Source organism: Streptomyces sp. NPDC051320, assembly GCF_040682175.1.
Taxonomy (GTDB): domain Bacteria; phylum Actinomycetota; class Actinomycetes; order Streptomycetales; family Streptomycetaceae; genus Streptomyces.
This window is the reverse complement of record NZ_JBFBAL010000013.1, coordinates 95,148-108,211: the sequence shown is the minus strand read 5'-3', so window position 1 is coordinate 108,211 and position 13,064 is coordinate 95,148. Positions and strand designations below refer to the sequence as shown.

Here is a 13,064-nt window from a genome sequence, read left to right as displayed (position 1 = left end):
AGCGGATGTGGGGCTGTGCGGGGCTATGGATGCGGTGGGTGTGCGGCGGCTACAGACGTGCGAGTTTTTCCAGTACGGGGGCAGCGGCTTGAAGTCGGGTCCAGTCGTCCTCGTTGAGGCCCTCGGCGAGCTGAGCCAGCCAGACGTTCCGCTTGCGGCGACTCTCCGCCAGCATGGCTTGCGCCTCCTCGGTCTGACTGACGACCTTCTGCCGGCGGTCGTCGGGGTGGGGTTCGAGCCTGACCAGGCCCTTTGCCTCCAGCAGCGCCACGATGCGGGTCATCGAGGGCGGCTGCACGTGTTCCTTGCGCGCGAGCTCCCCGGGCGTGGCCGAGCCACAGCGGGCCAGCGTCCCGAGCACCGACATCTCGGTGGGACTCAGCGACTCGTCGACGCGCTGGTGCTTGAGGCGTCGGCTCAGCCGCATCACCGTGGAACGCAGGGTGTCCACGGTGGCGGCCTTCTCGTCGGACGATAGGTCAGGCATGGTCGTTAGCGTAACTCATTACCTTTACTAAAGACCACCCGAGTATGCCGTCCGGTGAGCGACATCACCCATATGAGTGAGGCGAGGCACAAAACTGACGCAGGACGGCGCTCGGCAGCGCAACCCTGGTCGGTATGGGATCGACTGTGCTCAGCCTGCGCATAGACGGCGAGCTGCTGGACCGGCTCCGCGATCATGCCGCCAAACGCGGAATGAGCGTCCAGGACTACGTGGTCCGGACGCTCATTCGCGACGACTTCGACGAACGGTTTCAAACAGCGGTCGAGGAGACCGAGGAGTTCTACGGTCGCACCTGAGCCGGGCCGTTCCGGTCGGACCAGGTCAGGTCAGGTCAGACCCAGGGCCGGCATCGCGTAGTAGAAGACGAAGACCAGCGACACGACGTACATCGCGACCGGAATGTCGCGCCACCGCCCGGCCGCGGCCCGCAGCACGACGAAGGAGATGAAGCCGATGCCGATGCCGTTGGTGATGGAGTAGGTGAACGGCATCATCACCATGGCCAGGAAGGCCGGGACGGCGATGGTGAAGTCGGACCAGTCGATGTCCCTGACATTGCCCGCCAGGATCAGGAAGCCGACGGCCACCAGGGCCGGGGTGGCCGCCTGAGAGGGGACCATGGTCGCCACCGGGGTGAGGAACAGCGCCACCGTGAAGAGCAGGCCGCTGACGACGCTCGCCAGGCCGGTGCGGGCGCCCTCGCCGACACCGGCGGTGGACTCCACGAAGCAGGTGTTGGCGGACGAGGAGGTCACACCGCCCGCCGCGACCGCGATGCCGTCGACGAACAGCACCTTGTTGATGCCCGGGAACTTGCCGTCCTTGTCGATCAGCTTGGCCTCGTCACCGATGCCGAGGATGGTGCCCATGGCGTCGAAGAAGGACGAGAGCAGCACGGTGAAGACGAAGAGCACGCCGGTCAGGACGCCGACCTTGTGGAAGCCGCCGAACAGGCTCAGGTGACCGACCAGACCGAAGTCCGGTGAGGCGACGGGATTGCCGGGCCACTTCGGGGTGGTCAGGCCCCAGCTGGGCACCTTGGTGACGGCTTCGATGATCATGGCGGCGATGGTCATCGCCACGATGGAGATCAGGATCGCGCCGGACACCTTGCGGATGATCAGTCCGAGGGTCAGCAGCACGCCGACCGCGAAGATCAGTACCGGCCAGCCGTGCAGGTGCCCGTCGGAGCCGAGCTGGAGCGGGACCGTGGTGTGGGCGTTGTCGGTGACGCGGGAGACGAAGCCCGAGTCGACGAGGCCGATCAGCAGGATGAAGAAGCCGATGCCGATCGCGATGCCCTTGCGCAGGCCTAGCGGCACGGCGCTCATGACACGCTCCCGGAGCCCGGTGGCGACCAGCAGCATCACCACGATGCCCGCCAGTACCACCATGCCCATCGCGTCCGGCCAGCTCATCCGCGGTGCCAGCTGGAGGGCCACCACGGTGTTCACGCCGAGGCCGGCCGCCAGCGCGATCGGCACATTGCCGATGACACCCATCAGCAGTGTGGAGAAGGCAGCGGTCAGTACGGTCGCGGTGACCAGCTGGCCGCCGTCGAGGTGATGCCCGTACATGTCGTGCCCGCTGCCCAGGATGATCGGGTTGAGCACGATGATGTAGGCCATCGCGAAGAAGGTGGCGAAGCCGCCGCGGATCTCCCGGGCGACCGATGACCCCCGCTCGGAGATCTTGAAGAAGCGGTCAAGGGCATTCTGTCCGCCGGGGTTCGGCGGCTTCGTGGCGTCGACCGGAGCGGTGGCCGAGGAAGACATGCGCTGACCTCAGTTGTCATGGGGCGATGGAAAACGGCCAGAGTTGGACGTTTACACGAATATAACCAGTCATTCGAAAGCCGCTTCAGTATGAATACATAGGTCGAAGATCGCTATCTCCGCGCGTAGACCCTTGCGCCGCCCGGCCGGGACACTGCCCCGGATCGGCCGAACGGGCCGCGCATAGACTGAGGCCATGGCGAAGTGGACACCGACGCATGAGGCACCCGAGCCCCTCGAGGGGCCGGTCGTCGCCACGGTCACCGGCGGCACGATCATCTGGTTCGTCCTCTTCCTCGTCCAGCTGCCCTTCTACGGCTGGTTCGACGACCACGGGCACCTGTGGTGGCTGTGGACCTGTGCGGCCGGCGCCGGGCTGGGTTTGATCGGCGTCTGGTACGTCCGGGGGCGCGACGCCGCGCTCAAGCGGGCCGCGACGCCCGGGCCGGATGCTGAGCCGGGGGCGGCCGGTCCTGAGCCCGGTCCCGAGCCGCAGTAGGGCGTCGCGGCGCTCGGCGTCGGGGGCTCAGTCGAACCAGCGGTCCCGTGCCAGCTCGTCCGTGCGGGACGGATCCTCGATCAGGGCCGCGACCTCGAAGCGGCGCGGCCACTGCCCGGCCGACCAGGCCAGTCCGGCCGCGACGCCCTCCAGCGTGGCGGCGTGCAGGACGCCGTCGCGGGTGCGGTGCCAGTCCAGCTCCACGCCGTCCGCCAGGAGCTCCTCGTGCTCGATGTACGTGTCGGGGGTGCCGGGACCGAGCAGGACCCGGACCGCCTCCGGCACTTCGTGCTCCTCGCCCGCCGTGGTCACCTCGGGCCGCACCGTCTCGCTGAGCCGTCGGACCTGGAGCAGCTCGGCCAGGTCGGCCGCGCGGTCCGGGGCCACCGGGAGCAGGGGGGTACCCGAGGTCAGCGGCAAGAGGTCGGGGGCATCGGCCACCAACGCGTCGGACGCGTCCACCACCCGCACCTCGCCATCCACCACGGCCCGCAGCTCGTCGGGCAGCGTGACCTGTTCCGGGTCGAGCCGGGCCAGCTCGCCGTACAGCGCGTGCAACTGAGGAGCCGACACCTCGCGGTCCGGATCGGCCAGCCGGCCGAGCAGTTCGGCCGCGCCGCCGGGTTCGTCCAGGAGACCGGCCACCGAGGTCCGGACGCCCAGCGCCCGCAGCACCTGCTCGTCGTCGAAGCCGGTGGCATCCACCTCGTCGTAGAGACCGGCCAGCAGCCGGTCGCCGCCCGCCGAGCGCAGGCCGGCCGGGCGGCGCCCGTCCAGCACCGGATGGTCACGCAGCCACCAGGCGGTGTACGAGCGGACCGAGGCGGTGGTGCCATCGGGCAGCAGCACCCGGACCTGCTGGGTCAGTGCGTCCCGGAGCGGGGGCCGCGCCAGTAGGGCCAGGGCCTGCGGCCATTTGTCGTCGTCGACCAAATCCAGGTCCCGGACGGCGATGATCTCGGTCGCCACCGGCGGCACGTGTGATGCGGGCAGCTGGTCGAGCACGTCCTCGCACCAGACGTCCACCGCGTCCAGCAGGCCCGGGTCGTCGGGCTCGGCGAAGTCGCTTTCGCGCGGCTCCAGTTCGTCCGGGTCGAGCACGATGTCCGTGGCGCGCACCAGGGCGAAACCGGCCAGCACCCCGCAAGCGGTCAACGGCTGTTCGCCCCAGCGTTCGGCCCACTCGCTGTCACACAGCGCCAGTTCGTCCTCGCGCATGATCTGCGCGAACGGACTGCCCGGCAGCACGAGTTCGCCGGCCGGGGCGGGCTCACCGTCCTCGTCGGGCAGGGCCAGGGCGGCGAGCCAGGGCTCGTCGCCCGGCCCGAGGTTCGCCTCCCGTACGAGACCGAGCACGATGTCGGCGAGTTCGTCGGAGTCCGGCGCGTCCTCGTCCCAGATCTCACCCTCGTCCATCGAAGCCGCGACGGCGGCCCGCACCTGCGGGGTCGTCAGTACGGCGCGGGGCGTGGCGGACACCGCGCCGAGCTTCTCCAGGAGGGGGTGCGCGGCGTCCGGGTGCGCCACCTTCAGGCCGAGCCGCGTCAGGTTCGCCGGGGTCTCGGCGAGCGGCAGCAGCACCTGCCGCGGACCGACTGCCGTACGGCCCGAGGCGAGCGGCACCGGCAGCCCGGCCAGCTGGTCGGGGTCGACGCCGGCCAGCGTCTCGTACAGCCGCCGCCACCAGGACGGTGCCCGTTCGGCGCCGCCGATACGTTCGATGGCGTCGCCGAGCGTCAGCCGCCCGACGCCCAGGGTGCGCAGCTCGGGGCGGCGTTCCAGGCCTGCGGGCAGCAGCGTCGGCAGCACCTCGGCCAGCACCCGTACGGTGTCGGCGCCGGCGCCCTCGACCACCTCGGCCTCGAAGGGCCGCAACGCGGCCGGCCGGTCGCCGGGCTCGTCGCCCGGCTCGTCAACGGGCTCGTCACCGGGGGCGGCGGGCTCCTCCCCGAACTCGTCGGCATCGGCGGAGCGGGGTGCGGCGGGGGCGAGGAAGGCGACGCGGGCCAGCCGCTGCAGGATCGCCACCCGCAGCGCGCCGTCCAGTTCGCCCTTGCCGAGCGGCCCGGGCACCAGATCGATCGTGCCGACCGATACCGGCTGCCAGCCACCGAGCAGCTCGGCGTAGCAGTCGGCCGCCCGCTGCACCAGGAAGTCGGTGAGGGGTCCGGGGGCCGGGTGGCGGCGGGTGGTGTCCAGCGGCAGCGAGGCGATCAGCAGGGCGGGCACGCCCAGCGGCTCGTCGGTGGGCGTGGGCGCGTGCACCACGGGCGTGGTGCGCGGGCGCGCCGGGGCGCCCTCGGCGTCCACCGGGACGGCCCAGGTCACCGACCAGTGCGGCCGCAGCCGTTCCTCGACGGGGCGGCCTTCGAGCAGTTCCCGGTCCAGCGGGCCCTGGCCGCTCACGGTCCGCCAGCGGGTGGTTCGGGTGGTGGGTGCTGCGGCCCCCGCTGTGGTGTCGGTGATGTGGACGTACCGGCCGTGCGCCGTACGGGTCAGGGTGCGGAGGCCCTGCGGGGTCTCGACGGTGACCTCGCTGAGCCCCGGCAGGGTCAGCAGCAGCGCGTCGTCGATCGCGGCGATCAGCCGCTGGGCCAGATCCTCCGCGCCGCCGTCGCGCAACGGCAGGATGACCACGGTGTCGTAGCCGTCCGGCGCGGAGCCCTCGGCGGGCAGCGGCAGCCGCAGCAGGGGTACGTGGCCGTCGCGGCGGCGCAGTTCGTCGTCCAGGCCCGGGCCCGGAGTGGCCGGGGCCCGGTGTGCGGCGTCGGCCGCCAGCTCACGGGCCTCGGCGAGGGACCACCGGACACCGCCGTGCCGGCCGATGACGGCCGGCTCGTCACTCACCGCGAGGACGGCGGCGAAGCCGACGCCGAAGCGGCCGACGGAGGCTTCCGTGTCGGCCTCGGTGCGTTTGGCGGAGGCCCGGAGGGTGCTCAGCGACTCGACGCCGGTGGCGTCCAGGTGGGCGCCGGTGTTGGCCGCCACCAGTACGGCGGGGTCGCCGCCGGTGCCCGGCCGCAGCGTCAGCCGGAACCGGCCCGGCACGCCGGCCCGGGCTGCGGCGTCCGCCGCGTTCTGGGCCAGCTCGACGACGAGGCGGTCGCGGTAGCCGCCCAGGGCGAGGTCTTCCTCGGCGTTGGCGTCCTCGCGGAAGCGGGCGGGGGTGGTGGCCCAGGCGTCCAGGACGCCGTGTCGGATGCGGGCCGTGCCGAAGGGGTCGGCTCCGTTCGTGTCTTTCACGATCACGGCTCGTGGCTCCTTTTTGCGGGGCGGGGCGGGGTCTGAGGGGGAACGTACCGCGTGAGGGTGGGCGGTTGTGCCTGCGGCGCTTGTCCCCTCCCCGCCCCTACCCGAACCGGGGCTCCGCCCCGGACCCCGCTCCTCAATCGTCGGAGGGGCTGGATGTGGCCGGGGTGAGGGGACTGGAACCCGACGGGTGCGGTGTGAGCTGGGATGGGTGCGGCGGGGGGCTGGGACGGAGGCGGCGCGGCGCGGCTGGGCGCGAGGCAGGGCCGGGGTGCGGCGTGGGCAAGGGGGTGCTGGCGTGAGCTGGGAGTCCAGGCGTGAGAGGGGACGTTCCGGCGTGAGCAGGGATGATGCAGGCGTGAGCAGGGATGATGCAGGCGTGAGCCGGGATGATGCAGGCGTGAGCCGGGATGGTGCAGGCGTGAGCCGGGATGGTGCAGGCGTGAGCCGGGATGGTGCAGGTTGAACGGGGGCTTTCCGGCCTGAGCCGGGATGGTGCAGACGTGAACTGGGATTTTCCGACGTGAGCCGGGGGTCCAGGCGTGAAACGGCTTCACTGGGTGATGAGCACGGGCGCCGCGCAGCCGGCTGGCGAAGGCCGCCGCCGCAAGGGCAGGGCAACCCGCACCATCAAGCTGACGCTGGCAAAATCAAGCCCGTCCTGGGGGCCCCTCCGTGGGGGTCCCCCCGGACGGAATCTGGGGGAGGTAGCTGGGGGAGCTTGAGGACCGGGGTCTGGGGCAGGGCCCCAGGTCGGGAAGGAAACAACCCCCGCCCCCTCAGGAGTGCCCCAGATCCTCCGCCCCGGCGGACTCCACCGGCACCGACCCCCCGGCCGGATCCGGCCGCAAGGCGAACACGTCCGCGGCCGTCGAGTCGAGCACCAGCGCGGCCGGCCGCGGCGGGGCGGGCATGACGGCTGCCTCGGAGTGGCCGCCGCAGCCGTAGGAGAGGGAGACCACGTGCCCGTCCCCGGGACTGAACTCGTTGGAGCAGACGCCGAAGGCCTGCCGCAGCGAACCGGCCAGCGGCAGCAGGAAGGCGCAGGACGCGCAGGTGGCGGGGGCCGCCTGGGCCATGGGGGTACGGGGGCCGTACTCCTCGTCCCAGCGGTCCGCCGCGAGGTGCAGGCCGTAGCGGGAGAGGACCCGCGCGCGGCGCATGCCGAGCTCCTCGGCGACCGCGGCGAGCGTGCCGCGGGCGGGGACTGCGGTGCGGTCGGTGACCTCGGCGTCCTCCGCGTCGACCCGCTCGGCGAGTTCGTCCGAGACGACGGAGTTCGGCGGCGGTGCGTCCTCGCCGGAGTATCCGGGCTCCAGACGAAGGTCCTCCGCCTCGGTGGGCAGCAGGTCCCCGGGGCCCAGGTCACCGGGGCGCAGCCGCTCGCTCCACGGCACCCACTCGGGGGCCAGCAGCGAATCGGGGCCGGGCAGCAGGACCGTCTCGTCCAGCGTGACGAACTTGGCCCGCGAGGCGCGGGCGACCGTCACCGCCCAGCGCCACCCCCGGTAGCCGGCTTCCTTGCATTCGAAGTAATGGGTGACGACCCGGTCGCCCTCCGCCACCATGGAGACGTGCTCACCGACCACCCCGGGGAAGGCGGCCTCCTCGGCCGCCTCGCGGGCAAGGCCCACTGCCTCGGCGCACAGGCGGTCAGGGGTACGGCTTCTCGTCGTCGCAGCACTCACAGGTCTCGCTTCTCTCCTACGCCGTCTCACGGGTGCGCCGGACGAACATCGTGTACGGGAGCGGGCGGAGCGGACCTGGGGACCGCGTCAACGTCCGCGCCCGACATGCCCGGGGCGGCACCTACTCCTACCCATTCTGCGGGATAACGGAGAGGCGCACAGCCAAGGGCTACCGCCGGTGGCGCGCTGGAGGCTGCCGATCACTCCCGGGCGGATGAGCCCGCGGCGTCCGGCGCCGTGCATCGCAAGGCGGGGATCCCCCGAGTAGCGGACGCTACTCGGGGTCCCCGACAGCGCAGCGAAGTGCGGTGACAGGCGTCGCGGGCCCGCCCGGGAAAGGTCGGCAGCCTCCGTGCACGCTACCCTCTCTCCGGCTCGGGTCCCACCTGCCCGTCCGAATCCCGGTTCGGGTCGTACGGGGTTGGGGCACTATGACGGGGTGACCACCGCAAGGTCGTCCCACCGAACCGGCACGGCGCGCAGGGCGGGCCGCGCGGTCGGCCATGCCCTCTACCGGCCGTTCACCGGTACCGCGAAAGGGATCAGAAAGGCCACCCACGCCCACGGGGCAGGCGAGTCGGGGCTCGGCAAACTGATCGAGCTGCACGCGGTGAACAGCATGGGCGACGTCATGATCACCGTGGCCCTCGCCTCCACCGTGTTCTTCTCCGTACCGACGGACCAGGCCCGCGGCCGGGTCGCGCTGTATCTGGCGGTCACCATGGCCCCGTTCGCGCTGCTCGCCCCGGTGATCGGCCCGATGCTCGACCGGCTTCCGCACGGCCGCCGGGCCGCGATGGCCGGCGCGATGCTGGCCAGGGCGCTGCTCGCCATCACCATGTCGGGCGCGGTGGCCACCGGCGGCCTGGAGCTCTACCCGGCCGCGCTCGGCGTGCTGGTCTCGTCGAAGGCGTACGGCGTGGTGCGCAGCGCCGTGGTGCCGCGGCTGCTGCCGCCGGGGTTCTCGCTGGTGAAGGCCAATTCCCGGGTGACGCTGGGCGGTCTGCTGGCGACCGGGATCGGCGCGCCGATCGGCGCGGGGCTCCAGCACATCGGCTCGCCCTGGCCGCTCTACGGCGCCTGCGTGGTCTTCGGCTTCGGCACGTTTCTGGCCTTCACACTGCCGCCGAAGGTGGACTCGGCGAGGGGTGAGCACAAGGCCCGGCTGGTGGAACACGAGCGGAAGCCCTCGCTCCGTACGGTCGGCCCCGCCGTCTTCAAGGGGCTGCTGGCCAACGCCACCTTGCGCTGTCTCTCCGGTTTCCTGATCTTCTTCCTGGCGTTTCTGCTGCGGGTGCACCCCCTGGCGGGGCAGAGCGCGGCGGTGTCGCTGGGCATCGTCGGCGTCGCGGCGGGCGCCGGCAATGCGCTGGGCACCGCGGTCGGCGCGCTGCTGCGCTCCCGCCGCCCGGAGATCATGATCGCCGCGGTGCTGGCGCTGGCGCTGGGCACCGCCGTGGTCACCGCGGTCTTCTTCACGCCGGTCCTGCTGGCGCTGCTCGCGGCGGTGGCCGGTATCTCGCAGGCGCTCGGCAAGCTGTCGCTGGACGCGATGATCCAGCGGGATGTGCCGGAAGAGGTGCGGACGTCGGCGTTCGCCAGGTCCGAGACTCTGCTCCAGATGGCCTGGGTGGTCGGCGGCGTCATCGGAATCGCGCTGCCGCTCAACGGCGTACTGGGCATGGCGGTGGCTTCCGCACTGGTCACCGCGGGCGTCGTCGGGACCGTACGAGGGCTGCTGCAGGCGACCAAACGCGGCGCACCGCACCCCCGCGTGGCGTGACCTGCACCGGACGATAGCCTTCGGCCATGACCGTTGCGCTTCTTTCCGGTAGGGGCCGCCGCACAGCTGCCGCCCTCGGTGCCCTGTCCGCGGGACTCCTTGTGCTGTCCGCCTGCGACAAGCCGACCCCCAACGCCACCGTGACGGTCGGCACCGACTCGGTGCACGCCCAGGCCGCCTGCTACAACGACGGCAAGCCGCTGGACGCGTCCTCAACCAGGAACTGCGCCGCGGACAAGAAGAGCGTCACCACCATCAAGGTCGACCCGGACGCCACCGTGCGCCTCGGCGTGGACCCGGCGATCGCCGACAAGGGCTGGACGCTGCTGATGAACGGTCAGCCGCTGACCGCCAAGAGCACCAAGACCTTCACCAACATCCCGGGCAGCGTGTTCTTCAACGCACAGTACGGCGCCAAGGGCAACACCACGACCGTCGCGGTGGCCATGGGCAACGGCACCGACAAGGTTTACGGTCTCTGGTCGTTCAAGTTCAAGAAGGACGCCTGACCGCCTTGCGCGTCCTGGTCGTGACCGCGGTTCCCGCCGAGCGGGACGCGGTCACGCGCGCGTTCGGCGGCCTCCCCGGCCATGACGTGATCGCGGCCGGGGTCGGCCCGGCCGCCGCCGCCGCGGCCACCGCGACGGCACTGGCCACCGGTTCGTACGGCCTGGTCGTCTCGGCCGGAGTCGGCGGCGGGTTCCGCGCCGCGCCCGGCTCGCTGCTCGTCGCCGACGCGATCGTCGCCGCCGATCTGGGCGCCGACACCCCCGACGGCTTCGTGCCGGTGACCGCCCTCGGCTTCGGCACGGTGGAACACCGCCCGCCCAGCACGCTCGTACGGGCGGTGGCCGCCGCCACCGCCGCGACGACCGGCACCGTGCTCACCGTCTCGACCGTCACCGGCACCGCCGACCGGGCCGCCGCCCTGCTGGCCGCGCACCCCCGGGCGGTGGCCGAGGCGATGGAGGGCTTCGGCGTCGCCGAGGCGGCGGCGCAGGCCGGTGTGCCGGTGCTGGAGATCCGGACGGTCTCCAACGCCGTCGGGCCCCGTGACCGGGCGGCCTGGCGCATCGGCGAGGCGCTGACCGCGCTGACCGAAGCGTTCGGGAAGCTTCCCCCCGTACTGGAAGGCTGGACCCATGACTGACCACTCCGCCGACGCCGACCACTCCGCCGAGCAGTCGCTGAGGACCGAGCAGTCGCTGAGGATCGCGTTCTCGCCCTGCCCGAACGACACCTTCGTCTTCGACGCGTGGGCGCACGGCCGGGTGCAGGGTGCGCCGGCGATCGATGTCACCTTCGCGGACATCGACCTCACCAACGGCATGGCGGAGCGCGGGGAACTGGACATCCTGAAGGTGTCGTACGCGGTGCTGCCGTGGGTGCTCGAGGAGTACACGCTGCTGCCCTGCGGCGGTGCGCTCGGCCGCGGTTGCGGCCCGCTGGTGCTCACCCGGGAAAGCGGCGTGGACCTCACCGGGAAGACCGTCGCCGTGCCCAGCGAGCGCTCGACGGCGTACCTGCTCTTCCGGCTGTGGGCGGCGGAGGTCGTCCCCGGCGGGGTCGGCGAGATCGTCGTGCTGCCCTTCCACGAGATCATGCCTGCCGTACGCGACGGCAAGGTCGATGCCGGCCTGGTCATCCACGAGGCGCGCTTCACCTACCAGGAGTACGGCCTGCACTCGCTGGCCGACATGGGCGAGCACTGGGAGACGACCACCGGCCTGCCGATCCCGCTGGGCGCGATCATCGCGAAGCGGTCGCTGGGCGAGGAGCGGCTGCGGGAACTGGCCCAGGTGATCCGGTCGTCCGTACGGCAGGCCTGGGACGCCCCCGAGGTCTCCCGGCCGTATGTGCTCGCCCACTCCCAGGAGATGGACCCGGCCGTGGCCGACCAGCACATCGGGCTCTACGTGAACGAGTTCACGGCCGACCTGGGCGAGGACGGCTACGCGGCCGTACGGGGGCTGCTCACCCGGGCCGCGGCGGAGGGGCTGGTGCCTGCGGTGGGGGCGGGGGCGCTGTCGTTCCCCTGAGGAGGCGTTTCCCTGATGGGTCGTTCCTGAGGGCCTGTTCGCCTGCCCGCCCCTGCCGGTCCGGGAGAGCCCTTAGACGTCCAGTTGGTCGGCGACCGCTCTGAGCAGGCCCGCGATCTTCGCCCCGGCCGCCTTGTCGGGATAGCGACCCCGCTCCAGGCTCGGCGTGATGTTCTCCAGGAGCGTCGTCAGGTCCTGGACGATCGAGGCCAGTTCGTCCGGCTTCCGCCGCTGCGCCGCCGCCACCGAAGGCGTCGGGTCCAGGATGGTCACCGACAGCGCCTGGTCACCCCGCTGTCCCGCGACGACACCGAATTCAACGCGCTGGCCGGGCTTGAGCGCCTCGACCCCGGACGGAAGCACCGACGAGTGGACGAAGACATCGTTTCCGTCGTCGCGGGAAAGAAAGCCGAAGCCCTTTTCCGAGTTGAACCATTTCACTTTGCCGGTCGGCACCGTCTGTCCTTGTCCTCGAACTCGTAGAAAAATAATCCGCGAAAACGGCTCTGGATAGCACTGCGGCGGGCCCCCGGACCCGCCAGGACCCAGGCTAATGGTCCTGGGACTGGTGACAAGACGTCGCCGGATGGTTCCTCCGCGCAAGGAACTACCCTGACTGGGTGAGCAATGAAACCCAATCGACCGAGGTCCATGCCGGTGACCGGCTGGTTCAGGTCGGCGCGATCATCTTCTTCGTCGGGGCTGTGGCCACCCTGGTCACCGTGGCCCCGCTGTTTCTGGGGACGGACCCGTTCCCGTCGATCGCCTACGCGGTGTGCATGCTGATGGGCGTCGGATTCCTGGTCGCGGCGGCCGGTGTGCTGCGCTCCGTCGCCGCGCAGCGGCGTCAGGGGCGCGCGGCGGGTTCCGTCACGTAGTCCGCCAGCCAGCCGGGGAACTCCGTCAGGTCGGTCAGGATGACGTCCGCGCCGGCCGCACGCAGCTCGTCCGCGCCGATCGGCCCGGTCGGTACGGCGACGGAGAACGCACCCGCCGTCCGGGCGCCGCGGACGTCCCCGGTGTGGTCGCCCACGTACACCGACGCACCGTGCTCCCGCAGCGCCTCGGCCTTGGCCTCCGCCCACAGCCAGCCGATCACGGCGTCCGGCTCGATGCCCAGGTGGGCGAGGTGGAGCTTGGCGTTCGGCTCGTGCTTGGCCGTCACCACGATCGCCCGCCCACCCAGCCGCTGGACCGCAGCCACCGCCTCGGCGGCGCCGGCCATCGCGGTGGTCGGCTCGATCGCGTGGGCAGGGTATATCGCGCGGTAACGGTCGCCCATCGCCGGTATCCGCTCGGCCGGGAACCACTGCGCCAGCTCCAGTTCGAGCGGCGGGCCGAGCCGGGTCACCGCGAGATCGGCGTCGATGTACACGCCGGTCTCGGCGGAGAGTGCCTGGTAGACGGCCCGGATACCGGGCCGGGAGTCGATGAGCGTCATGTCGAGGTCGAAGCCGACCGTCAGGGGCAGGGCGGGGGTGCGGGCCGATGGGTTCGAAAGCATGCCTCCCATCCTGCCTTCC

Annotated in this window: 13 protein-coding genes; 7 read left to right on the top strand and 6 right to left on the bottom strand. The window is 71.7% G+C overall.

What is annotated here, in order from left to right:
- Positions 1–49 precede the first annotated feature (49 nt).
- Positions 50–487 carry a MarR family transcriptional regulator gene (locus AB0M87_RS26310; protein WP_365857056.1) on the bottom strand — a complete coding sequence of 146 codons (438 nt, stop codon included), beginning with the start codon at positions 485–487 and terminating at the stop codon, positions 50–52.
- A 134-nt stretch (positions 488–621) separates the two neighbouring features.
- Between AB0M87_RS26310 and AB0M87_RS26305 the strand changes: the two genes are divergently transcribed.
- A complete protein-coding gene (locus AB0M87_RS26305) occupies positions 622–804 on the top strand; it encodes a ribbon-helix-helix protein, CopG family (RefSeq protein WP_365857054.1) in 183 nt (60 codons plus the stop codon).
- 30 nt (positions 805–834) lie between these two features.
- Here AB0M87_RS26305 and AB0M87_RS26300 read toward each other — a convergent pair whose 3' ends face one another.
- Positions 835–2,283, bottom strand: a complete 1,449-nt coding sequence (locus AB0M87_RS26300) for an NCS2 family permease (RefSeq protein ID WP_365857052.1) — start codon at positions 2,281–2,283, stop codon at positions 835–837.
- A gap of 196 nt (positions 2,284–2,479) precedes the next feature.
- On the opposite strand from AB0M87_RS26300, the gene AB0M87_RS26295 reads away from it, so the two are divergent.
- Positions 2,480–2,782 carry a DUF2530 domain-containing protein gene (locus tag AB0M87_RS26295; protein ID WP_365857050.1) on the top strand — a complete coding sequence of 101 codons (303 nt, stop codon included), beginning with the start codon at positions 2,480–2,482 and terminating at the stop codon, positions 2,780–2,782.
- Between the two features lie 27 nt (positions 2,783–2,809).
- On the opposite strand, the gene AB0M87_RS26290 is transcribed toward AB0M87_RS26295, so the two are convergent.
- Together AB0M87_RS26290 and AB0M87_RS26285 are read right to left on the bottom strand one after the other, a co-directional pair.
- Positions 2,810–6,025: a molecular chaperone Hsp90 gene (locus AB0M87_RS26290; protein WP_365857269.1), complete on the bottom strand. Its 3,216-nt coding sequence runs from the start codon at positions 6,023–6,025 to the stop codon at positions 2,810–2,812.
- Positions 6,026–6,810: 785 nt separating this feature from the next.
- Positions 6,811–7,719 carry a DUF3027 domain-containing protein gene (locus AB0M87_RS26285; RefSeq protein WP_365857048.1) on the bottom strand — a complete coding sequence of 303 codons (909 nt, stop codon included), beginning with the start codon at positions 7,717–7,719 and terminating at the stop codon, positions 6,811–6,813.
- Positions 7,720–8,158: 439 nt separating this feature from the next.
- On the opposite strand from AB0M87_RS26285, the gene AB0M87_RS26280 reads away from it, so the two are divergent.
- From AB0M87_RS26280 to AB0M87_RS26265, 4 genes are read left to right on the top strand one after another with little or no spacing between them, the layout of a single operon-like run.
- Positions 8,159–9,502, top strand: coding sequence for an MFS transporter (locus AB0M87_RS26280; protein WP_365857046.1), 1,344 nt, complete (start codon positions 8,159–8,161; stop codon positions 9,500–9,502).
- A gap of 26 nt (positions 9,503–9,528) precedes the next feature.
- A complete protein-coding gene (locus tag AB0M87_RS26275) occupies positions 9,529–10,011 on the top strand; it encodes a DUF2771 domain-containing protein (protein ID WP_365857044.1) in 483 nt (160 codons plus the stop codon).
- Positions 10,012–10,016: 5 nt separating this feature from the next.
- Positions 10,017–10,652, top strand: a complete 636-nt coding sequence (locus AB0M87_RS26270) for a futalosine hydrolase (RefSeq protein WP_365857042.1) — start codon at positions 10,017–10,019, stop codon at positions 10,650–10,652.
- Entirely contained in the window at positions 10,645–11,541 is an 897-nt protein-coding gene (locus AB0M87_RS26265) for a 1,4-dihydroxy-6-naphthoate synthase (RefSeq protein ID WP_365857040.1), read from the top strand. The genes AB0M87_RS26270 and AB0M87_RS26265 overlap by 8 nt, the downstream gene beginning before the upstream one ends.
- A gap of 72 nt (positions 11,542–11,613) precedes the next feature.
- Here the strand turns inward: AB0M87_RS26265 and AB0M87_RS26260 are convergent, their stop codons facing one another.
- Complete coding sequence (locus tag AB0M87_RS26260; RefSeq protein WP_365857037.1) at positions 11,614–11,997, bottom strand: cold-shock protein; 384 nt, start codon at positions 11,995–11,997, stop codon at positions 11,614–11,616.
- Positions 11,998–12,161: 164 nt separating this feature from the next.
- Here AB0M87_RS26260 and AB0M87_RS26255 point away from each other — a divergent pair, with 164 nt between their 5' ends.
- Positions 12,162–12,419 carry a hypothetical protein gene (locus AB0M87_RS26255; protein WP_365857035.1) on the top strand — a complete coding sequence of 86 codons (258 nt, stop codon included), beginning with the start codon at positions 12,162–12,164 and terminating at the stop codon, positions 12,417–12,419.
- Here AB0M87_RS26255 and AB0M87_RS26250 read toward each other — a convergent pair.
- On the bottom strand, positions 12,389–13,045 hold the full coding sequence (locus AB0M87_RS26250) for an HAD hydrolase-like protein (RefSeq protein WP_365857033.1): 657 nt from the start codon (positions 13,043–13,045) through the stop codon (positions 12,389–12,391). The two genes, AB0M87_RS26255 and AB0M87_RS26250, sit on opposite strands and share 31 nt — an antisense overlap.
- Between the last annotated feature and the right edge of the window lie 19 nt (positions 13,046–13,064).